The sequence below is a fragment of the Aliamphritea ceti genome (genome assembly GCF_024347215.1).
GTDB lineage: Bacteria > Pseudomonadota > Gammaproteobacteria > Pseudomonadales > Balneatricaceae > Amphritea > Amphritea ceti.
This window is the reverse complement of the sequence record NZ_AP025282.1, coordinates 1,335,796-1,358,050: the sequence shown is the minus strand read 5'-3', so window position 1 is coordinate 1,358,050 and position 22,255 is coordinate 1,335,796. Positions and strand designations below refer to the sequence as shown.

Here is a 22,255-nt window from a genome sequence, read left to right as displayed (position 1 = left end):
ATTATGTCCGTAATGCACTAACAAGGAGATTGCCATGCAAATCAATATTTCTGGTCACCATGTTGAACTGACAGATTCACTGAGCAACTATGTGCACAGCAAATTCAGTAAGCTGGAACGTCACTTTGACAACATCACCAATGCTCAGGTAACTCTGAGCATAGAAAAGAGCCGGCAGAAGGCTGAAGGTGATGTTCACGTAGCCGGTGGCCAACTGTTCGCGACACACGAACACGATGACATGTATGCAGCAATTGATGGCCTGATTGACAAGCTCGATCGACAGGTTATCAAACATAAAGAAAAACTTAAGAATCACAAATAGCAACGTTTCTGAAACCATATGTTAATCAAAGATCTACTCAGCCCCTCAAGAGTGCTCCACGCTCTTGAGGGCGGCAGTAAAAAACGCACCCTAGAACTCATCAGTCAAACTATCTCTCAGCAACTGGACGATCTTGAGGAAGAAGACATTTTCTCAGGCCTGATTGGTCGCGAACGCCTCGGAAGTACAGGTATTGGAGAAGGTGTTGCAATACCTCATTGCAGACTGGATAACTATAGCCAGGTCGTAGGCTGTCTTGTTCAGCTGGCCAAACCCATCGACTTTGATGCAATTGACGGCGCTCCGGTTGATTTACTATTCGTCCTGCTAGTACCGGCAGACGCCTGTGATAAGCATCTGCAGACGCTAGGTAACCTGGCCGAATTATTCAGTCAGGCAGAATTTCGCCAGCAACTGCGCAACGCACCTTCAGCTGAAGCACTGCTAGAAATCGCAACTCATTACAAGGTTGATAACTGATATGAAACTTGTGGTGATAAGCGGCCGCTCAGGGTCTGGCAAAAGCACAGCCCTCCAGGCCCTGGAAGACATTGGCTTTTATTGCATCGATAACTTGCCAGCACAGCTGTTACCACAACTGATAACCCGACCACCGGAAAAACCTAGCCAGGACGCCCCAAAGACACTGTTGGCAGTCAGCATAGATGCCCGAAACCCACTCAGTAACCTTGAAGAGTTTCCGGCAATCTTCAAAAAATTGCGGGCTAACCAACAGGTAAGCTGCGAACTTTTATACCTTGATAGCAGTGAAGAGATTCTCCTCAAACGCTACAGCGCTACGCGTCGCAAACACCCTCTTTCAGATGATCAACTCAGCTTAAAAGACGCCATCGCTTATGAGCGCGAATTGCTTAGTCCGTTAGCAGTACTCGCTGACTTACGCCTAGACACTACACGCCTCTCTCTGTATCAGCTTCGCGACAGCATCAAACTGCGCATTATGCAAAAACAGGAACAGGGGCTTTCCATACAGTTTGAGTCCTTCGGTTTCAAGCACGGCTTACCGCTGGATCTGGACTTCACCTACGATGTACGCTGCCTACCTAACCCTTACTGGCTCCCACCATTACGGGAATACACTGGCTTACAGCAACCGGTTATCGACTTCCTGAGCCAGGAAAGTGAAGTAAAAGAAATGCTCGCAGATATCACCGCATATCTGGAAAAATGGTTACCTGTTTTCGAGAAAAATAACCGTAGCTATGTCACTATCGGTATTGGCTGCACCGGCGGGCACCATCGCTCGGTATTTATTGCCGAACAGCTGACTAGCCATTTCAGACGAACTATGGATAATGTCCATGTCAGGCATCGTGAACTGCCTTAAGGAATTCAGACTCTTCAGATGCCAGCCTGGCAACTGAATAACCAGAGGTGCATATAATTTTATGCAGGAACAACAACTTACCATTATCAACAAACTCGGCTTACATGCCCGGGCTGCCGCTAAGCTGATTAACCTAACCAGCAAATTTAGCTGCGACATTCAGCTGGCTAAAGACGGCCGTCAGGTAGATGGCAAAAGTATTATGTCGGTAATGATGCTCGCCGCCAGCAAAGGCACCGAGCTGACAATCAGCACTGACGGTGAAGACGAACAGGAAGCACTTAGTGCTATTGTTGAACTGATCAACAACCGATTCGACGAAGCAGAATAACCCAGTTACTGTTCCACCTCCTGCAATCATCCCTTATCCCTTGAAAAACAATCCGCTATAATAGGCCCTCACCGGTCTTATACCGGATACTCTCTCCCGTCATTTTATCCGGTAAAGCAGAGGTACTTGATGATCGAAACCACTGAAAGAACAGATCTAGATAAACTCTCAGAAGCTGTGGAAAGTGGTGAGTTCAAGCAAATACGCTATACCCTCAACAATACTCTGCGGCCTTCTGAAGTTGCACATCTACTGGAAAAATCCCCGCCAAAAGAACGGCGCTTACTCTGGAGCCTGATTCACCAGGAGCTGGAAGCAGATGTTCTTCAGGACCTGGGGGATGACGTTCGTACTGAAATTCTCAGCCAGATGGATGCGCATGAAGTACTAGCCATTACTGAAGCCCTAGAAACTGATGACATGGCCGATGTAATCCAGCAATTACCAGAAACGCTCACCCGGGAAATTCTGCGTTCTATGGGCAGCCAGAACCGGGAACGCCTGGAAGCGGTCCTGTCTTACCCGGAAGATACAGCCGGCGGCCTGATGAATACCGATACAATTACGGTACGTCCGGATATCAGCGTAGAGACTGCACTGCGTTTTTTACGGCGGCATGATGAGTTGCCGGATATGACCGACAGCCTGTTCGTCGTGAACCGCAGAGATGAATACATCGGTAACCTGCCACTTACGCGCATGCTAGTAAGCGACCCAACGATCACTGTTCGGGAAATCATGTTCACAGATGCCGAACCCATCGAAGCTGAAATGCCCGATGATAAAGTTGCACAACTGTTTGAACAGGAAGACCTTGTATCAGCTCCTGTTGTTGACGAAAACAACAAACTTCTTGGCCGTATTACTATCGATGACGTGGTTGATGTAATACGTGAAGATGCTGATCACTCGCTGATGAGTATGGCAGGCCTGGATGATGACGAAGATACCTTCGCGCCAATCATGAAAACTACCAGACGCAGGGCTGTCTGGTTAGGCGTCAATCTGATTACTGCCTTTATAGCCTCTGCTGTCATTGGTATTTTTGAAGATACAATCGACAAGGTCGTAGCGCTGGCAGTACTCATGCCGATAGTCGCAAGTATGGGTGGTATAGCCGGCAGCCAGGCTTTAACACTGGTGATACGGGGTCAGGCACTCGGTCACGTTGAGCGCTCCAATGCAGGCTGGCTGCTTAACCGTGAACTTGTCGTCGGCACCGTAAACGGTATTCTTTGGGCGGTTGTTGTCGCCATTATTGCTGTATTATGGTTCCAGGATACCACCATAGGCCTGATTATCGGCTGTGCCATTGTTATCAACTTGATAGCCGCCGCACTCGCCGGCACTATGCTACCTATTATTCTTAAGGCCTGGGGAATAGACCCGGCACTGGCTGGTAGCGTATTACTGACAACCATTACCGATGTAGTAGGCTTCTTTGCCTTTCTCGGTCTGGCAACCTTCTTCTATAGTTAGTGGTAGATAACCGCTAACCCCTTTAGTTAAGTGGACATTATGAGTAACGAATATTTCCCAGATTCTGACGAGCAAATTAATGATGACGAGGAATGGGTATCTAAAACCCAACGCAAACGTGAAGTCGAAGCTCAACAGGAGCTAGGCGCTAAAATCACGTTATTGAACAAAGAACAGGTTGAACAGGTACCTATGAGTGATGAGCTTCGCGCAGCTATTGCCGAAGCAGCTCGCCTTCAGCCTCGCTCGGAAGCCATTCGCAGGCATTTACAATACATTGGCCGCATAATGCGTAACGAAGATACCGAAGCCATTGAGGCCGCTCTGGATCGCTTTGAAGCAGGTAAGCAGGCACACGCTCAGATCTTTAAAAAGCTGGAACGCTGGCGTGACCGTCTGATTTTAGGCGACAACAGTGATCTGCAAGCATACTTAAATGAAGATGGCGGTGCCGATATTCAGCACTTGCGTCAGCTCTTACGTAACGCTAAGAAAGAACAGGCTCAGGAAAAGCCACCAGTCGCTGCCCGCAAACTGTTCAAATACCTGCGCGAACGGGCAGAATCTCAGCTACAACTTTAAACAATGCGAACAACAGGCGCAGATTAGTTCTCAACAACACCCTGCGCCTGTTTATTACCCGACACGATCAACTCCAGCTGCGGATCACTCCAATCCCCTTCCATCCGATAACGAACCGCTGCCACCTGCTGCTTAATCTCATCACCAAATAGCTTATCAATAATAAATGCAGCACCCGCAACTTGTGGTGCGCCTAGCAACACCGCTGCTATCGTTAAATTATCAGTAACAGGTAAAGTAACCTGCATCTGCTTATTAAGCGTTTCAGTGACCAGATCTATTTCACCTGACAGCTCTATATCAGCGGATGGGCCATCCAGCGTTAGAGGCTCAACACTGGACGCAATTCCATTCTCAATACGATAACGCCCTTTCAACACATCAAAACTGACGCCTTTCGCAAACAGATCCTTAAAATCCAACCTCAAGCGACGGCCTAAAGTATTTAAATTTAAAATACCAAAAATACGCAGAAAGTTTCCGGATGTGCCACTTTCAATCAGCCGGCCTTTCTCAGCAACAAAATCAAGTCCGCCCCGCAAGCGCGCCAAACTAAATTGCCATGGTGCACCGGGCCAGAACATCTTGGTATCGGAGCGAAAAACATTTGTTTCCAGAACCTCCTGATAGCCTGCGGTCATAAGGCTCTGGCCAACATTTTCACCACGCAGACTAAGCCGCATCTCTGATTGTGAAGGCGCTCCTGCAGACCAGCGTATATCGCCTTTAATCTCTAACTGATCCATTCTTCCGTAAAGGTCATTAATAACAGTATCGCCATCCTGATTACGCAGGTTAAACCCCCACTGCCCCCAACGCTTACCGTTATAAACTAACTGATCAACCTTCACATCAGCAGCGGGAAGCTCTCCGGGCCTGATTCCAGAATCGACGAAAGGCTCAACTGCCAGCTTATTCTCGTCAGACGAGGGGATAAGCGCATCGAAATCAATATATGTCAGATCGACATCATAAGGACTATTAATATCACTATACGTAAGGGTGCCCTGCACTGCAGAACTGTCAATACTCAACCGGCGCTGCTGACCAAAATCCCGCAATCCCAGGCGAACATCTTTTAATTCCGTACCACCAAATCTCAAAGCAGTAAAAGTCATATCCAATTCAGATATCGAATCAAGCGTACCAGTCGGCATCACGGCAACTTCATTGGCAGTGGATTTTTCATCAGAAAGGAATCCACTTTTGGCCAAAAACATCTGTAGCTGCTCAACATCCAACTGTAAGACATGACCTTCCAGGCTATAGCCTTTTTTAACCGGTAATGCGGCACGATCAGCCCCAAAAATAAACCGTCCACGCTCTATGCTGTCACCCTGCAAAGCTATGGAGGCAGCTAATCGCTGTCCTAAATTAAAATTAACAATAGGCTGCTCTGCAAAATTAATGGAAAAACGTGAAGGTAGCGCCTCACCTGACGGCTTATTCAGCGGATCAAAAAAGTTCAGTTCTGTTGTTTTCAAATCACTTTCGATGCGTAAATTAGAGCAACTGGCTGTACCGCAAATATCAAGCTTTGCCTTATATGCCTGATGACCCTGCATACCCTGAAGCACTGCTACTCCAGCCCACTCTTGAATTTTCTTCAGCTCTACCTTGGAGTTTAATGTCGTGGTAGTAACAGTCCCCTGATCAGTTTCACGACTATCAATTGAAGCGGTGAAAGGCTCGTTAAATAACTCGCCTGTTAATTCTTTAGCAGATAAGCCTTTACGCTGATTATAATTAAGACGCCCGGCCAGACGGCTCAGGCTCAACTTTCGAATATCTGACTTGAGTCGGCCTGCGGATAAATCAACAGAAACATCCACATCCGGCAATGCTTTAGGATCATTTAAAGGCAGATCTAAATTAACGACAGTTTTAGCCTGTCCAGTTAAACTCCACTGCTCTAGCTCTTTGATTGGTTCTGAGAAAATATTACTGCCCAGTAAGACATTCTGAATATCACTGGCATTGCCTTCAACCCATCCCAGTACTCGTAGTTTTTCAGAACCCGGCGGCAAATATACCCATGCCTGCTGCAGCTGACTGTCTTTTAATTTTCCTTGTGTGGCATAAACTTCCAGCCCCTGCTCACGCATTAACATAGTTGCATCTGTTGCGTTCACAGCTGGCCAGTTTGTGTCATATTCTATACTGCCGTTTTTAACATCCAGGAATAGCTGTACAACTTGCGGTTCATGGCTAAATGCTGACCGGGTATTAGTATGCAGCAATAAACTGCCTTCAGTTACATGCCCCTCCTTCACGGCAGAAGCTACCCAGTTATTTAATTCATCAGAGAGCTCTTTATGCGGTATCAATGTGGGCGCCAAACTACCGTCGGCATCTTTTATACCGATCAGCAATGTCAATTCACTACGAATTTCCGGATCCAGCGGAAGATAAAGGCTCCAGCGGCCACTGGCGTTAATACCTTCTTTACGTAAGCGCACTAAATCACTGCTAAGCGTGAGTATTTGTTCTTTTACATTAAAAAAAGTTGTGCCACGGGCATAATCAAAACGCCAACCTTCATTAAACTCTTCAGGGAAAAACAGGCCAAGATCATCACTGTCTAAATCAATCCTGCCATTCAGTTCAGCATTCAAATACGCCAGCTCAAGGCGACCATCAACCCCCTGCATTGCAGGTGCACCTTCATAGCCATTAAAACCAACACGGTCTAAGTCAGCAATGGCTGCAAAATCCAGCGGATTGATGACAGGTAACTGCACAACTGAGAGGTCAAGCACACCCGCTTTCGCCGGATCAGCGCCTAACCAGTCAATTTGAAGATTACGTACATTTCCCTGCAATGCCAGCAAAGCAATTTCATCACGTACTGATTGTGAAATAAGAGGCTGCTGAAGCAACCATGCCTCAAGACGACCAACATTCAGCTCAGGCATCGTAAGACGAAGCCCATTCAAATTTTCCTGAAGAACTGTTTCATTCAACCTTAACCGTGCTGAATTCAGCACTCCCTCAAGATGGCTGATACGCAAACGCTTTCGCCCTGCGTTTTCATCAAACACCAGATCAGCACTGAAATCCTGCAAATGAACGGGCTGAGGAATTAACAACTTCAACTCAAGAATATCTAACGCGGCACGTAGCCGTGTGACTACACCATTCTGCCAGCGACCCCAGAAATTTATTCCAGCCTCCACGCGCTCAACATCTTGAAGACTAAGCCCATCCTGATTCGGTAAGAACTTGTTGATAGCCCCCAATAAATCAGTAGACAAATCGGTGGCCTGCACATAAAAATCAACCGCCGGTGATACCTTCAGGTCATTACTTTCTAATATCAGTCGCAATAAACTTGCCGATTCATCCTGCTCTGCCAGTTGCATATCAATTGTTAGCTGATGCTGAGAAGAGGTATTTTCCAGCTGAGCACTCTGTAAATCTACAGAAACAACAGCACCGTTTTTCGGGATAAGACCTATCTTACTGTCTGATATATAGATACGTGGTTGGCTAAGCAGAACGGTGAGCCAGTCGGGTATTGCGGTTTCAACTTCAGAAGTATGCGTTGCTGCCACAGAGGAAACTTCCGGCACAACCACATTGGTATGTACGCCAGTCACATCAATACGTTGAAAAATCGGCTGTCCGCGCAACAGACTGGCAACAAAATTAAAACTCAGATCCAGGCTTTGCACCTGAATATCTAAACCCTCATCAGGCAAATTAGCCTGTAAGCCACTAACAAAAACTCTCGGGTAGCGGCCATCCCAGTCAGCACTTATCTGCTGCATTACAATGTCGACATTCAACTGCTGACTCAGATAAGCACTGATATTCTCACGGTAATCGCCAACCAATGGCATTAGCTGCCGAATTGCCAGCATAGCGATTACCAGCAACAATAAGACAGCCAGAATCAGCCAGTTTAGCCAGCGAAAACCCGATTTCAGTAACCCCATGATGCTTACCGTAACACCACATCGTAGTGTTCCGGGCTATACATAGATTCAGCCTGAAAGCGTATCGACTTCCCAATAAAAGCCTCCAATTCAGCAACATGATCAGAAGCATCATCCTGCAGCATATCAACCACCAACTCAGAAGCCAGCACTAGATAGCTGTCAGTATCATAGGCACGGTGCTGTCGCAGTATCTCACGGAAAATTTCGTAACAAACCGTTTCAGGCGTTTTAATTGACCCCCGCCCCTGACAATGCTCACAAGGCTGGCAAAGTATATGCTCCAGGCTCTCCCTGGTGCGTTTACGGGTCATTTCAACCAGACCTAGCTCGGACACCCCTGTGAGTTTGCACTTAACATGATCCTTTTCCAGAACTCGCTCGAGAGTGCGCAACACCTGACGCTGATGATCTTCATCCACCATGTCAATGAAGTCGATAATGATAATGCCGCCCAAATTACGTAATCGTAGCTGACGACCTATAGCAGTAGCTGCTTCCAGGTTGGTTTTGAAGATAGTTTCTTCAAGATTACGATGACCAACATAGGCCCCGGTATTGATATCAACAGTGGTCATGGCTTCAGTCTGGTCAAATATCAGATAGCCGCCTGATTTCAATTCAACCTTACGGCCTAATGCTTTCTGTATCTCTTCCTCAATATTATACAGATCAAAAATAGGCCGCTCACCCGGATAATATTCGAGAATATCGCCAATTTGCGGCACCAGAGCGGCGGCAAAATCGACAGACTTCTGAAAAGTTTCCTTTGAGTCTATCCGGATACGCTCAACCCCGGCATGTGCCATATCCCGTAATGCCCGCATATTTAGCGGCAAATCTTCATAGATGATTGTCGCAACAGGGGATTCTTTAATCTTGCGCTCTACAGCCCGCCATAAACGGCAAAGAAACTGAATATCAAGAGTCAGCTCCTGCTCACAGGCGCCTTCAGAAACAGTACGCAGAATGAAACCACCAATATTAGTATCACCATCCTGACCGAGTTCAGCGACTGCCTTTTCAACCAGATTTCGCAGGCGATCACGCTCATCGTTATCTTCAATGCGCTGAGATATACCAATATGTTCATTACCTGGCATATACACCAGATAACGGGAAGGAATAGAAAGGTTTGTCGTCAGACGGGCACCTTTAGTGCCTAATGGATCTTTCGTGACTTGCACAACCAGAGGCTGGCCTTCCCGCAACAGATGATTTATCGCAAGGTTAGGCTTTGCGGAATCATCAGTTGGCTCAGGCCGCTGCAATTCATCCACATGAATAAAAGCAGCGCGTTCCAGACCAATATCTACAAAGGCTGCCTGCATACCAGGCAATACACGTACAACCTTTCCTTTATAAATATTACCAACAATGCCGCGACGCTCTGCCCGTTCGATATAAATTTCCTGCGGCATACCATTTTCAATAACCGCTACCCGCGTTTCCATTGGGGTAAAGTTAATCAGTATCTCTTCACTCATCGTCTATCCTTACTTCTTCGCCGCTGCACAGAAACTATCAGCCCGGTTTATTACATCGTCATTACATCATTCTGCTGCATGCTGCCAAAACGGCACCTTAAAAATATCCAGTAACTCAGCAGTCTCTGTCAGTGGTAAGCCTACAACAGACGAATAACTCCCGCTGATACTGGCAACAAATACCGCGCCCAATCCCTGAATACCATATCCACCAGCTTTATCTACCGGCTCACCTGTTTCCCAGTAACGCTGACACAACCCTGCAGATAGCTCTTTAAACCGTACACGGGTTGAGACTACACGTACCTGAGTTTGTTCATTATTAACTATAGCTAACGCTGTCACTACCTGATGCTCCCGCCCCGATAATGCCAACAACATATCAATACCATTTTCACGGTTTTGCGGCTTACCCATGACTCTGTCATCCAGAACGACGACTGTATCTGAACCCAGCACAGGCAAACGCTGCTCACTCCGCTGCCACCCGGCGACTGCCTTTTCTATCGCCAGACGCTCGACAAACTCAAATGCGGATTCATCAGCTAACTTAACTTCTGGAATATCTACCGGCTTAACATCAAAATGAACACCGATTTGCTGCAACAACTCACTGCGCCGAGGTGAAGCAGAAGCGAGAATAAGATCTGACATGAAGCACCTTGCCTGTTTAACTGACCCGAAAAGTACGGCGCAAGCCACGTAATACAACAAACATCCAGGGCCATAGAATTGCACTGATCAGTGCCGGTAACAAAAAGATCAGACTGTCACTCCGGGTACCAATCAAACCATGGAACCAGTTAAACAATAACTGATTAATACCGACCAGAATCATCACTACAAACGCCTGCTGCCATAAAGGAAACATACGTAAACGCCGGTGCAGCATCAGTGTCAGATACGCCACAACCAACAGAGCAATAACATTCAAGCCTAGTGGAATACCTTTAATGATATCCAACGCAAGCCCAAGCAGAACAGCACTACCCAGCCCTACCCGCTCAGGCAAAGCCATTACCCAGTAAATCAGGATAATCACTACCCACTCAGGACGAAACCATTCTACAGAAGTAGGCAAAGGCACCTGGCTGAGCATCAGCCCTAATAAAAAGGTTCCAAAGATAATGGCACCGCCACCCGGCTCATTCTGACTCACGGTCAGGACTCCGGCTGACTGGAGTCAGCACCAGCATCTTTAATCACAGGTGTTTCTGCTAACGGTAATGGCTCAGGCTGCTGCTCTGATAAATCGACCAAAAGGATATGCCGACTCTTATTCAGACGCGCAGTAGGCTTAGCTTTAACTGTCGCAAAAGTCTGCCCCGGGTCACGTTTCACACTGGTAATACGAGCCACAGGATAACCCCGTGGAAAACGTCCACCTAAACCGGAAGACACTAACAAATCACCTTCCCGAACGTCTGCAGTATCCGGCACATGCCCCAATTCAAGCTCATCAACAGAGCCGTTCCCCAAAGCAATAGAACGAAAACCGTTGCGGTTTACTTCAACAGGAATCGCATGTCGGGAATCCGTAATCAACATTGCACGGCTGGTATAGTGCGACAACTCAATGATCTGCCCCATAATCCCACCAGCGTCCAAAACCGCCTGACCAATATACACGTTGTCTTCAAAACCTTTATTCAGCACCACCTGATGCTGAAATGGATCAGGATTAATACCGATAAGCTCGGTAAGAGCAACGTCATCCGCCAGACGCTGACTACCATTTAGCAGTTCACGTAAGCGCACATTCTCTGCAGTGAGCGCAGAAACCTGAAGTACCTTCCGCTTAAGCAATAAAGCTTCCTGCCGCAACTGACGGTTTTCTTCAATCAGCTGAGTACGGGTAATCAGAACATCACTAAGCTCATCCGCTACCTGTGCCGGCGTATCCACCAACCATTGTAACGGCGTTATCGCCAAAGAAAGATAGGCACGCGTCTGGTTCATCTTGGCCCATTTCAGATCAAGAACCACCAGCGCAGTTGCGAGGACTAATAAAATAACAAAGCGGGCCCTTAAGGACCCGCTTCTAAAGATACTGCTAATGCCGCACCTCCTGAATTACATCAGGCAGACAGGCACTTTCCCTGTAGCACGTTTTCAACATAGAGATTATTCGTACGTCAGTAACTCAAAGGCATGTTTGTCCAGCAACTCCAGTGCACGCCCGCCACCACGAGCCACACAGGTCAGCGGATCTTCTGCAACGATTACCGGCAAGCCGGTTTCTTCACTAATCAGCTTATCCAGATTACGTAGCAAGGCACCGCCACCGGTCAACACAATACCGCGTTCCGCTATATCTGATGCCAATTCTGGCGGACACTGTTCAAGCGCACTTTTAACTGACTGAACAATAGCAGACAGAGGCTCTTGCAGCGCCTCCATAATTTCATTGCTATTCAGTGTGAAGCTACGTGGAATACCTTCAGCCAGGTTACGTCCGCGAACATCAATCTCACGGGTTTCAGCAGCAGGATAAGCACTGCCAATTTCCTGTTTGATACGTTCAGCAGTTGCATCACCGATCAGGCTGCCGTAGTTACGACGAATATACGTAACGATACCTTCATCAAACCGGTCACCACCTACACGAACCGATTCTGCATAAACAATACCGTTCAGAGAAATAATCGCGATCTCGGTTGTACCACCACCGATGTCCACAACCATTGAACCGTTTGCCTCTTCAACAGGTAACCCTGCTCCGATAGCAGCAGCCATAGGCTCCTCAATCAGATAAACCTCGCGGGCACCGGCTCCCATTGCCGACTCTTTTATTGCACGTCGCTCTACCTGAGTAGACTGACATGGCACACATACCAAAACCCTTGGGCTCGGTGTCAGAAAGTTATTATCATGAACCTTACTGATGAAATGCTGCAGCATCTTCTCAGTAACATGAAAGTCAGCGATAACACCATCTTTCATCGGCCGGATAGCCGTGATATTTCCTGGCGTCCGTCCCAGCATGCGCTTGGCATCTGTACCAACAGCCGCAACAGCTTTCTGGGCGCCGTTACCGCTCTGACGAATCGCTACAACAGAAGGTTCATTGAGTACGATATCTTTATCGCGAACATAGATAAGGGTGTTTGCTGTCCCTAAATCGATAGATAGATCACTGGAAAAAATCCCGCGAATTTTTTTAAACATTGACTGTCCGCCTTACCTGAATATCTTACTCTAGCGGCGCAAAAAAAGACTGCGCTATGACTATGAAACCTGCGAAATAGTTTGAAGATTTACTCTAAAAATCAGAGGTGTTCCGGAGCTGTTCGCAGCTTCCTCTTAAAAATGTCCCACTGTAGCAATGGCGGGGATTTTGGGCAAGCAACAAATGTGTTAACGTAGCTCTTTATATTCAATAAGCTATAGATAATCTTACGAATACACAATGCGTCGCAGCCAAGCCTTCCGCTTCGTTGCTATTTACACTGCTGAAGACAACAGGAGAAGCATTGAGTTCAGGTTATTTATGCAATACTGAAATCAACGAAAACGGCATATTCTGTCCATGGATTTCATTCCAACAGTCAGGCAGAATTCCCGGGTTAACCTATCACTAAGTTTTATGAGTATCCAACCATGGCACTAGATCGCTCAGATGTGGAAAAAATTGCCCACCTGGCGCGCCTGCAAATCAATGAGCAGGACATCCCGGAATACACCACTACCCTTTCCAGCATCCTGGACTTAGTTAACCAGATGCAGGCTGTGGATACCGCCGATGTGACACCGATGTCACACCCTCTGGACGCAGTACAACGCCTGCGTACCGATGAAGTGAGCGAAACCAATCAGCGCGACCATTTACAAACCGTTGCGCCTGCTGTTGAAAACGGCCTGTTCCAGGTTCCGAAGGTTATTGAATAACCTCTGCTTAGCAATGATCGCCGGAAATACTTATTTAACCGCGCGTATTGAAACTAAGCCCGTTACCCGAATTTCGATTTAAGGATCACCCATTACCATGTTTGAAAAAACACTTGCCGAACTGGCACAGGGGTTAAACAGCGGCGACTTTAGCAGTGTCGAGCTGACCCAGGCTTACCTGGACCGCATTAAAGACCAGGACAGCAACTACAACAGCTATATTAGCGTAACTGATGAACAGGCTATCGAGCAGGCAAAAGCCGCCGATGCTCAGCGCGCTAAAGGTGAAGCAGGTGCATTTACCGGCTTACCAATCGCCCATAAAGATCTGTTTTGTACCGAAGGCGTTCGCACCAGTTGCGGCTCCAAGATGCTGGACAACTTCATCTCGCCATATAACGCTACTGTTGTCGAAAAGTTCAACCAGGCCGGCGCAGTTACTCTGGGCAAAACAAATATGGATGAGTTTGCGATGGGCTCATCGAACGAATCCAGTTTCTATGGCCCTTCCCGTAACCCATGGGATACCGACCGCGTACCAGGCGGCTCATCGGGCGGTTCAGCAGCAGCGGTAGCTGCTCGCCTGGCACCAGCTGCAACCGGCACTGACACCGGAGGCTCTATTCGCCAGCCAGCAGCGCTTACCGGCATTACCGGCATCAAACCAACTTACGGTCGGGTATCACGCTTCGGCATGGTTGCTTTCGCATCCTCACTGGATCAGGGCGGTCCAATGACGCGTACCGCGGAAGACGCCGCCATGATGCTGAATGTCATGGCCGGCTTTGACCCAAAAGATTCTACCAGCCTGGATAAAGCAGTTCCTGACTTTACGGCTGAACTGAGTCAGCCTCTTAAAGGCTTAAAAATCGGTCTGCCAAAAGAGTACTTTGCCGCCGGCATCGATACGGGTATCGCTGAACAGGTTCAGGCTGCAATCAAAGAATTCGAAGCTATGGGCGCTGAAATCAAAGAAATCAGCCTGCCTAATACACACCTCGCCATTCCGGCCTACTATATTGTTGCGCCAGCAGAGGCTTCTTCCAACTTATCCCGGTTTGACGGTGTACGCTACGGCCATCGCTGCGAAGATCCGGTCAATCTGGAAGATTTGTATAAGCGCAGCCGTGGCGAAGGCTTCGGCCCTGAAGTTCAGCGCCGCATCATGGTAGGCACATATGCTCTTTCTGAAGGTTTCTATGACGCTTATTACAAAAAAGCCCTGCAAATTCGCCGCCTGATACAACAGGATTTCGCTGCTGCACTGGCTGAAGTTGATGTAATCATGGGCCCGACAACACCCCACCCATCTTGGAAGCTGGGTGAAAAAAGTGCCGATCCTGTCGCCATGTACATGGAAGATATTTTTACTATCTCTCTGAACCTTGCAGGCCTGCCAGGCATGTCAGTACCTTGCGGCTTCAGTAACGGTTTACCGGTTGGCTTACAGATTATCGGTAACTATCTTGCAGAAAGCCGCCTACTTAATGTTGCACACATGTTCCAGCAAGCAACCGACTGGCACACAAAAGCACCGGAAGGACTTGCCTAATACGCAGGACATACCGATTTAATTTCCGCGTTTATACGCACCCTGAATACCTGAGTTCGAGACCACTCACTCAGGCATTCAAGCAAAGAGGTTTATAAAAATGGAATGGGAAGCAGTCATCGGGCTTGAGATTCACGCCCAACTGGCCACCAAGTCAAAAATCTTTTCCGGCGCAAGCACCGCATTCGGCGCTGAGCCTAACACCCAGGCTTGCGCTGTCGATCTGGCCTTACCTGGAACTCTGCCAGTTTTTAATGCTGAAGCACTGCGCATGGCCACCATGTTCGGGCTGGCAATTGACGCTGAAATTGGCCGTACATCAGTATTCGACCGCAAAAACTACTTTTACCCGGATCTGCCAAAAGGCTATCAGACCAGCCAGCTATTTCACCCAATAGTTGGCATTGGCCACGTAGACATTGAAATGGAAGACGGCAGCATCAAGCGCGTTGGCGTAACCCGCGCTCATTTGGAAGAAGATGCTGGCAAATCCCTGCACGAAGAATTCCCCAATATGACGGGTATCGATTTAAACCGTGCCGGCACACCGCTACTGGAAATCGTTTCAGAACCTGATATGCGCAGCGCTGCAGAAGCAGTTGCCTACGTGCGTAAAATCCACGCAATCGTCACTAACCTGGGTATCTGCGACGGCAACATGGCAGAAGGCTCTTTCCGTTGTGACTGTAACGTATCTGTTCGTCTCAAAGGCGAAGAAGAATACGGCAACCGTACCGAAACCAAGAACATCAACTCTTTCCGCTTCATCGAGAAAGCCATTCTCGGTGAGATAGAAAGACAGATTGATATCATCGAAGATGGCGGTCGAATCACTCAGGAAACCCGCCTGTACGATGCAAACAAAGACGAAACCCGCTCCATGCGTAGCAAAGAAGAAGCCAACGACTACCGTTACTTCCCTTGCCCAGACCTGCTACCAATCGTCATCGACGACGAATATATCGAGCAGTTACGCGCCAGCTTGCCTGAGCTACCAGACGCTCGTCGCGAGCGCTTTGTCAGCGAATACAAGCTAAGCGATTACGATGCAATGGTATTGTCTGCTGACCGTAAACTAAGCGAGTACTTCGAAACCTCAGCAACTGCAGCGAAAGACGCAAAACTCACAGCTAACTGGGTAATGGGCGAAGTATCCAAGCACCTTAATCAGACGGATACAGCTATCACTAACGCTCCGGTAACCGCTGAAATGCTTGGTGGATTACTGCTCCGTATCAGCGACAACACTATCTCCGGCAAAATAGCCAAACAGGTTTTTGAAGCCATGTGGGCCGGTGAAGGTGATGCCGATCAGGTAATTGAAGCGAAAGGCCTGAAGCAGGTTACTGATACCGGTGCGATCGAAAGCATGGTTGCTGACGTAATTGCAGCGAATCAAACTCAAGTCGATCAGTATGTAAATGCTGAACCTGAAAAACGCGGTAAAATGATCGGCTTCTTCATGGGTAAAGTTATGCAAGCATCACAAGGCAAAGCTAACCCCGGTCAAGTGCAGGGCTTACTAAAACAAAAACTGGATGAGCTGGTTTAACTACGGTTTTTCAGACTAACTTTTAGCCCACCTTCGTAATCATCAACCGCTAACAGAATGCATCTGCTAGCGGTTTTTTAGTTCTTCAGGTTTTTCTCAGCCATATTTCCTGAGCCAAGCTAAAATACTATCTGCACATAAACATATACAGCCAGACAGCTCTGTTGCCGAACTTTACGGCTTACACTGGCTCAAAAGCTATGTATTAACCATTAACAATCGTGTATACCGCTAACTGGCACGATAAAATCGAAGAAACGAGGATATGAGCGGCAAATATTGCCACTCTGCGATCAGATTACAGGAGTACCATTTTATGCCTACCGCCACTTTTGCTGCAGGTTGTTTCTGGGGCGTAGAAGCCCGCTTCAGTCAACATTCGGGCGTTACCAGCACCGCCGTCGGTTATATGGGCGGGCATACAGAAAAACCAACTTATGAAGATATTTGCCGCAAAGACACCGGCCACGCCGAAGTCATACAAGTTGAGTTTGACGACCAGATTACTGATTACGACGCTCTGTTAGATTTATTCTGGCAAATGCATGACCCAACAACACTGAATCGCCAGGGACCAGATGTTGGCGACCAGTATCGCTCAGCTATTTTCTACCACGATGATACACAGCGTATTATGGCCGAACAAAGCCTGGCCGTTCTCGATAAAAGCGGTATTTTTGGCAATCCAATCGTCACACAGATCGAACCCGCCCCTCATTTTTGGCGTGCCGAAGAATATCATCAACAATACCTGGCCAAAAAAGGTATGAGCGGCTGCAGCATTTAATCTCTTTCTGTACAGGGCTGTTATATGCAGCCCTACCTTCTCTGACAAACACTTCTTAACCTCCCCTGCCAAAACAAACAATCCAAACCAGCAACATCTGCGACTTAATCACCTACACAAAAAAAGCGCGACTGTTTCCAGGCGCGCCTTCTATGTAATACAGATCAGTTATTTAGCATGATCAACTAAATCATCAACAACCGCTTTTTCTTCACTCAGATCATCTGCTACCTGCCCCATTGGCAGAACCAGGTTCAGGAGAATAGCGATCAGGCCACAAAGACTAACGCCCTGCATACTGAACTCACCCTTACCAACGACCATACCACCAATACCAAATACCAGAGTTGTAGCAACAATCACAAGATTACGCTGCTGCGCCAAATCAACCTTAGCCTTAATCAGCGTATTCATACCGACTGCAGCAATCGAGCCGAACAATAAAATCAAAATACCACCCATCACAGGTGCCGGAATGGTTTGCAATAAAATCCCGAATTTCGCAACGAATGCCAGGGCAATAGCAAATACCGCAGCCCACACCATAATCATCGGATTAAATGAGCGCGTTAACATCACCGCACCGGTTACTTCTGAATACGTAGTGTTTGGTGGCCCACCAAAAAGCGCCGCTGCCGAAGTCGCAATACCATCACCAAACAAAGTACGGTGCAAACCAGGCTTCTTGATATAATCCTTGCCTGTTACGTGACCAATCGCCAATACATCACCAACGTGCTCGATCGCAGGCGCAATTGCTACAGGAATCATAAACAGGATTGCCTGCCACTGAAACTCAGGCAAGACAAACGCTGGAACAGCAATTAACGGCGCAGCCGCCACGATATCGTAGTTCACCATCCCCATAAAATGAGCCACAGTGTAACCCACAACCACACCTGACAATATTGGCAACAACCGGAAAATTCCCCGCCCCAAAGTAGCCACAAGCAAAGTAGTTACCAACGCAGACATAGAGACAATCATGGCATCGATATATGGGAACAACTCAATACTGCCATCACCAGCCTTACCCATTGCCATATTCACTGCAATCGGCGCCAAACCAAGGCCAATCACCATAATAACAGGACCCACAACTACCGGCGGCAGTAAGCGATGCAGAAAGCCGGCACCGCGCACTTTAACGATAAGCGCCAGCAGCATGTACACAAGCCCCGCACAGAACAGCGCGCCCAGTGTCGCTGCCATACCCCATGTCTGAGTGCTGTAAATGATCGGTGCTATGAATACAAAAGACGATGCCAGAAAAACCGGCACCTGACGCTTAGTAACAAATTGAAACATCAAGGTACCAAGGCCTGCTGTAAACAGCGCGACACTTGGATCCATACCCGTCAGCAACGGCATCAGCACTAGCGCACCGAACGCAACAAACAACATCTGCGACCCGGCCAGCACTGTTCGCCAAAGCGGCTCAGGCACCAGATTCACGGTATTAGAATCACTCATTCTTCAGACCTTATTCATCTTTTGATGACATTACTGCCAAGCACAGCATGTCACAGTTATTATCCTCTGCACCCAGCATGCAGAACTTATAAAAACCCGGGATCAGCAGAACTGTCCCGGGCTAAGACACAACAACTTATCGTGTTGCATCAAATCTGTTAGCTACCCTAAATACCTCAGAGTGTCAGGTACTTACTTAGTACCAAAAATCTTATCTCCGGCATCCCCGAGACCAGGGATAATATAGCCCTGCTCATTCAGATGACTATCCAGTGCAGCGGTAAAAATCTCTACATCAGGATGCGCCTCCTGAACAGCCTTAATACCCTCAGGTGCCGCAACTAAAACAAGTGCACGAATACTGCTACAGCCAGCTTTCTTCAGCATATCAATAGTGGCATTCATCGAACCGCCTGTTGCAAGCATCGGATCAATGATCAGAGACATCCGCTCATCAATGTCATGCGCCAGTTTTTCAAAATACGCGACAGGTTGTAATGTCTCTTCATCACGATACAAACCAACTACGCTAATCTTGGCACTTGGCAGTAAATCAAGCACACCATCCAACATACCAATACCTGCACGCAGGATTGGCACAACTGTAATTTTCTTACCTTTAATTCGCTCTGCTGTTATTTCACCGCACCAACCTTCCAACTGATAGGTTTCAGTTGCCAGATCTTTAGTGGCTTCATAGGTCAGTAAACAACCTACTTCCGCAGCCAGCTGCCGAAAGCTGCGGGTGCTAACGCTTGCTGCCCGCATCAGGCCCAATTTGTGTTTTACCAGCGGATGGTTTATTTCATTAACACGCATGTTGTTCTCACCAGAAATCTTGAAAATTAAAAGACGTTACCGCCTCTGACGCATCACGAGTATTTGCAGCTAAAAACAAGCAGACGTAGCAGTACTCAAAGTCAGGCGAGCTCGCAAGCCTAACGTTCAGCAGACAAGTAACATTATTTAGCCGGGATGATACTGACAAATGCCAGAAAAGTCTTAATTTCTTACCAAAGAGTCAGAAATTCAGATGAATACTTATCCATTGATAACAAACTAAAAAGCCGACTATTAATAGTCGGCTTTAAGGATAGTCGATTCTGCGACATACAGCAGTGACACAGAACAAACTTAATACCAGGAAGCTAATTACCCCTGAGACAACAACTCACGCAAATCAATAATTGCCGCATTCGCCCGGGAAATATACGAAGCCATTACCAAAGAATGATTAGACAGAAAACCAAACTCAGTACCATTCAAAATCATCGGACTCCAGATAGTGGACTGTGTTGACTCCAACTCCCGAATAATCTGACGCAGACTAATCAACGCATTTTTCTTTTCCAGTGCAGGCGCGAAGTCCTGTTCAACAGCTTTCAACAAATGAATAAGCGCCCATGCCGTGCCACGTGCCTCATAAAACACATCATCTATTTCCAGCCAGGGCGTTTTAATCTCCAGCTCAGTTGCAGCAACCGTTGACTGACGCGCAGCATTATCGCCAGCTAAATCAGTGTTCACTCTTTTCTGCCCTACACTCGCACTTAACCGCTGTGACAAACTGCCAAGCCGGGTAGAAACATCTGCCAGCCAGTCACGTAAATTATCAGCACGGGCATAAAACTGCGCAGCATCATCATTACGCGCCAGACGCACTTCGTAAGCCAGCAAAGCTTTCACACCTTTACGGTACTCAGATTCAGTAGCCGGCAACAGCCAACTATTATTGTCAAAGTGAAGTAATGGCTCCGCCTGTATTAAATCAACGTCCTCTGTAGATTGTGACTGAGACCTACTAAAGTCTTTACGCAGCGCACGCGCCATATCCCGCGCCTGCACCAACACACCAAACTCCCAATTTGGAATGTTATCCAGCCACAGGCCCGGTGGCATACGGTCGTTATATAAATAACCACCTGGTTTATCGAGTAACACTTCCGTCACGCCTATCAAAGCATTCAGCGTTGCTGTTCCAACGACCGGTGTTTTACCATCCTCAGCCAGCTCAGCACGCACTTCAAAACCCGAAGGCTCAATACTCCAGTATACCCCTACCCCTGTCGCGACCACCAAATACAACACCAGAGCAGCAACGGCAATTCCAACACCTTTTATACCCAATGTAATTGCGGTTAATCTATCCCACAGACGCAACCACGTCCGTTGCAACCATTCCATCCTGAACCTCTCTTAATAAGTCGCGTTATCGCGCGCAATATCTCTGATAATCGACAGCAGGTCAATGTTCCCAGAAATTTAACAAAATTACACAACATGCGTTTAAATTCACATATAAATGCAGATTTCCAAACCGGTCAGAAACCTGACTAACAGGCTTAACCTAAACCACCCAAACCGCACCTTAATCAGTATCTTTTACAGTTCAATTAGTCAAATAATGTACAGAAAGCACTGACAACTTCTGCAAACTCGCAGAGAAAACACAATAAACATCTGAACTGTTTACAGTCTCTTTTTTTTCCGGCACACTAGCCAGTCTTAAGGGGTCCAGAGCCCCATCCCTAAACGCTTTTTGAAGTCTGAATGACGCGTCACTTAAGGCAATTTAATGGCTAAAATCCTTGTTCTGAACGGCCCTAACCTTAACCTTCTCGGCACCCGGGAACCAGAGGTATACGGTACCACGACACTGCAGGACATCAATGTACGCTTACAATCGCTTGCCATGCAGGAAGGTCATCAGCTGGAATGCCTGCAAAGCAATGCTGAACACGTACTTATTGACCGGATTCACCAGGCACGTGACGAACAGACTGACTTCATCATTATAAACCCGGCAGCTTTCACCCACACCAGTGTGGCATTACGTGATGCGTTGCTGGGCGTCGCTATTCCTTTTATCGAAATTCATATTTCGAATGTACACGCCAGAGAAACTTTTCGCAGCCACTCATATCTATCTGATGTAGCTGTTGGCGTAATCTGCGGTCTGGGCACCCTGGGATACGAATTAGCACTACAGTCGGCGATTAGTCGGCTGGAAAAACCTTAATTATCTGAATTTACTAAATAGAGCACTGCATTAGCATGGACATTCGCAAAGTAAAAAAACTGATCGAGTTGCTGGAAGAATCAAACATCAACGAGATTGAAATCAAAGAAGGTGAAGAATCCGTACGCATCAGCCGCGGTTCTAACCTGGTAGCAGCCCCAGTTGCCGCTGCCCCAATGGCTGTCGCACCTGTTGCTGCCGCTCCGGCTCCTGCACCAGTTGCTGCGGCACCGGTTGCTGCGCCAGCCAACAACAATGCACTTAAGTCACCAATGGTTGGTACTTTCTACCGTTCTCCATCTCCAACCTCTCCGGCATTCATCGAAGTCGGCTCTACTGTTAAAGTTGGCGACCCGATCTGTATCGTTGAAGCAATGAAGATGATGAATCAGATTGAAGCAGACAAAGCGGGTGTTGTTGAAGCCATTCTTGTTGAAGACGGCCAGCCAGTGGAGTTCGATCAGCCGCTGGTGAACATCGTATAAATCAGCCAC

At 47.5% G+C, this 22,255-nt stretch carries 21 protein-coding genes; 12 read left to right on the top strand and 9 right to left on the bottom strand.

Annotated features, from left to right (window positions below; genetic code table 11):
- The first annotated feature begins 34 nt into the window (after positions 1-34).
- The 6 genes from hpf to yjgA all read left to right on the top strand — a co-directional run bounded on the left by hpf (position 35) and on the right by yjgA (position 4,065).
- Complete coding sequence (gene hpf / locus OCU49_RS06200) at positions 35-325, top strand: ribosome hibernation-promoting factor, HPF/YfiA family (protein ID WP_261844112.1); 291 nt, start codon at positions 35-37, stop codon at positions 323-325.
- An 18-nt stretch (positions 326-343) separates the two neighbouring features.
- Complete coding sequence (gene ptsN, locus OCU49_RS06195) at positions 344-805, top strand: PTS IIA-like nitrogen regulatory protein PtsN (protein WP_261844111.1); 462 nt, start codon at positions 344-346, stop codon at positions 803-805.
- A 1-nt stretch (position 806) separates the two neighbouring features.
- Positions 807-1,673, top strand: a complete 867-nt coding sequence (gene rapZ / locus OCU49_RS06190) for an RNase adapter RapZ (RefSeq protein WP_261844110.1) — start codon at positions 807-809, stop codon at positions 1,671-1,673.
- Positions 1,674-1,734: 61 nt separating this feature from the next.
- Positions 1,735-2,004, top strand: a complete 270-nt coding sequence (locus OCU49_RS06185) for an HPr family phosphocarrier protein (RefSeq protein ID WP_261844109.1) — start codon at positions 1,735-1,737, stop codon at positions 2,002-2,004.
- A 129-nt stretch (positions 2,005-2,133) separates the two neighbouring features.
- Positions 2,134-3,483: a magnesium transporter gene (mgtE, locus tag OCU49_RS06180; RefSeq protein ID WP_261844108.1), complete on the top strand. Its 1,350-nt coding sequence runs from the start codon at positions 2,134-2,136 to the stop codon at positions 3,481-3,483.
- A gap of 39 nt (positions 3,484-3,522) precedes the next feature.
- Positions 3,523-4,065, top strand: a complete 543-nt coding sequence (gene yjgA, locus OCU49_RS06175) for a ribosome biogenesis factor YjgA (RefSeq protein ID WP_261844107.1) — start codon at positions 3,523-3,525, stop codon at positions 4,063-4,065.
- Positions 4,066-4,088: 23 nt separating this feature from the next.
- Here yjgA and OCU49_RS06170 read toward each other — a convergent pair whose 3' ends face one another.
- From OCU49_RS06170 to OCU49_RS06145, 6 genes are all read right to left on the bottom strand, one after another.
- Entirely contained in the window at positions 4,089-8,003 is a 3,915-nt protein-coding gene (locus tag OCU49_RS06170) for a YhdP family protein (protein ID WP_261844106.1), read from the bottom strand.
- 5 nt (positions 8,004-8,008) lie between these two features.
- Complete coding sequence (rng, locus tag OCU49_RS06165) at positions 8,009-9,490, bottom strand: ribonuclease G (protein WP_261844105.1); 1,482 nt, start codon at positions 9,488-9,490, stop codon at positions 8,009-8,011.
- Between the two features lie 66 nt (positions 9,491-9,556).
- Entirely contained in the window at positions 9,557-10,144 is a 588-nt protein-coding gene (locus tag OCU49_RS06160) for a Maf family protein (RefSeq protein ID WP_261844104.1), read from the bottom strand.
- A 16-nt stretch (positions 10,145-10,160) separates the two neighbouring features.
- On the bottom strand, positions 10,161-10,649 hold the full coding sequence (mreD, locus tag OCU49_RS06155; protein ID WP_261844103.1) for a rod shape-determining protein MreD: 489 nt from the start codon (positions 10,647-10,649) through the stop codon (positions 10,161-10,163).
- A 2-nt stretch (positions 10,650-10,651) separates the two neighbouring features.
- Positions 10,652-11,539, bottom strand: coding sequence for a rod shape-determining protein MreC (gene mreC, locus OCU49_RS06150; RefSeq protein ID WP_261845202.1), 888 nt, complete (start codon positions 11,537-11,539; stop codon positions 10,652-10,654).
- A 75-nt stretch (positions 11,540-11,614) separates the two neighbouring features.
- The gene (locus tag OCU49_RS06145) at positions 11,615-12,658 is read right to left on the bottom strand and encodes a rod shape-determining protein (RefSeq protein WP_261844102.1); all 1,044 of its coding nucleotides are present in this window, start codon (positions 12,656-12,658) and stop codon (positions 11,615-11,617) included.
- Between the two features lie 432 nt (positions 12,659-13,090).
- On the opposite strand from OCU49_RS06145, the gene gatC reads away from it, so the two are divergent.
- The 4 genes from gatC to msrA all read left to right on the top strand — a co-directional run bounded on the left by gatC (position 13,091) and on the right by msrA (position 17,269).
- The gene (gene gatC / locus OCU49_RS06140) at positions 13,091-13,378 is read left to right on the top strand and encodes an Asp-tRNA(Asn)/Glu-tRNA(Gln) amidotransferase subunit GatC (RefSeq protein ID WP_261844101.1); all 288 of its coding nucleotides are present in this window, start codon (positions 13,091-13,093) and stop codon (positions 13,376-13,378) included.
- A gap of 97 nt (positions 13,379-13,475) precedes the next feature.
- Complete coding sequence (gene gatA, locus OCU49_RS06135; RefSeq protein ID WP_261844100.1) at positions 13,476-14,930, top strand: Asp-tRNA(Asn)/Glu-tRNA(Gln) amidotransferase subunit GatA; 1,455 nt, start codon at positions 13,476-13,478, stop codon at positions 14,928-14,930.
- A 100-nt stretch (positions 14,931-15,030) separates the two neighbouring features.
- A complete protein-coding gene (gene gatB, locus OCU49_RS06130) occupies positions 15,031-16,482 on the top strand; it encodes an Asp-tRNA(Asn)/Glu-tRNA(Gln) amidotransferase subunit GatB (protein ID WP_261844099.1) in 1,452 nt (483 codons plus the stop codon).
- A gap of 316 nt (positions 16,483-16,798) precedes the next feature.
- On the top strand, positions 16,799-17,269 hold the full coding sequence (msrA, locus tag OCU49_RS06125) for a peptide-methionine (S)-S-oxide reductase MsrA (protein ID WP_261844098.1): 471 nt from the start codon (positions 16,799-16,801) through the stop codon (positions 17,267-17,269).
- Positions 17,270-17,437: 168 nt separating this feature from the next.
- Here the strand turns inward: msrA and OCU49_RS06120 are convergent, their stop codons facing one another.
- The 3 genes from OCU49_RS06120 to OCU49_RS06110 all read right to left on the bottom strand — a co-directional run bounded on the left by OCU49_RS06120 (position 17,438) and on the right by OCU49_RS06110 (position 20,926).
- Positions 17,438-18,742: a uracil-xanthine permease family protein gene (locus tag OCU49_RS06120; protein ID WP_261844097.1), complete on the bottom strand. Its 1,305-nt coding sequence runs from the start codon at positions 18,740-18,742 to the stop codon at positions 17,438-17,440.
- Positions 18,743-18,934: 192 nt separating this feature from the next.
- Positions 18,935-19,561 carry a uracil phosphoribosyltransferase gene (gene upp, locus OCU49_RS06115; protein WP_261844096.1) on the bottom strand — a complete coding sequence of 209 codons (627 nt, stop codon included), beginning with the start codon at positions 19,559-19,561 and terminating at the stop codon, positions 18,935-18,937.
- A gap of 333 nt (positions 19,562-19,894) precedes the next feature.
- Entirely contained in the window at positions 19,895-20,926 is a 1,032-nt protein-coding gene (locus OCU49_RS06110; RefSeq protein ID WP_261844095.1) for a DUF2333 family protein, read from the bottom strand.
- A 391-nt stretch (positions 20,927-21,317) separates the two neighbouring features.
- Here OCU49_RS06110 and aroQ point away from each other — a divergent pair, with 391 nt between their 5' ends.
- Both aroQ and accB read left to right on the top strand, forming a co-directional pair.
- Positions 21,318-21,761, top strand: coding sequence for a type II 3-dehydroquinate dehydratase (aroQ, locus tag OCU49_RS06105; RefSeq protein ID WP_261844094.1), 444 nt, complete (start codon positions 21,318-21,320; stop codon positions 21,759-21,761).
- Between the two features lie 35 nt (positions 21,762-21,796).
- Positions 21,797-22,246 (top strand): acetyl-CoA carboxylase biotin carboxyl carrier protein, encoded by a 450-nt coding sequence (gene accB, locus OCU49_RS06100; protein ID WP_261844093.1) that lies wholly within the window; start codon positions 21,797-21,799, stop codon positions 22,244-22,246.
- The last annotated feature ends 9 nt before the right edge of the window (positions 22,247-22,255 follow it).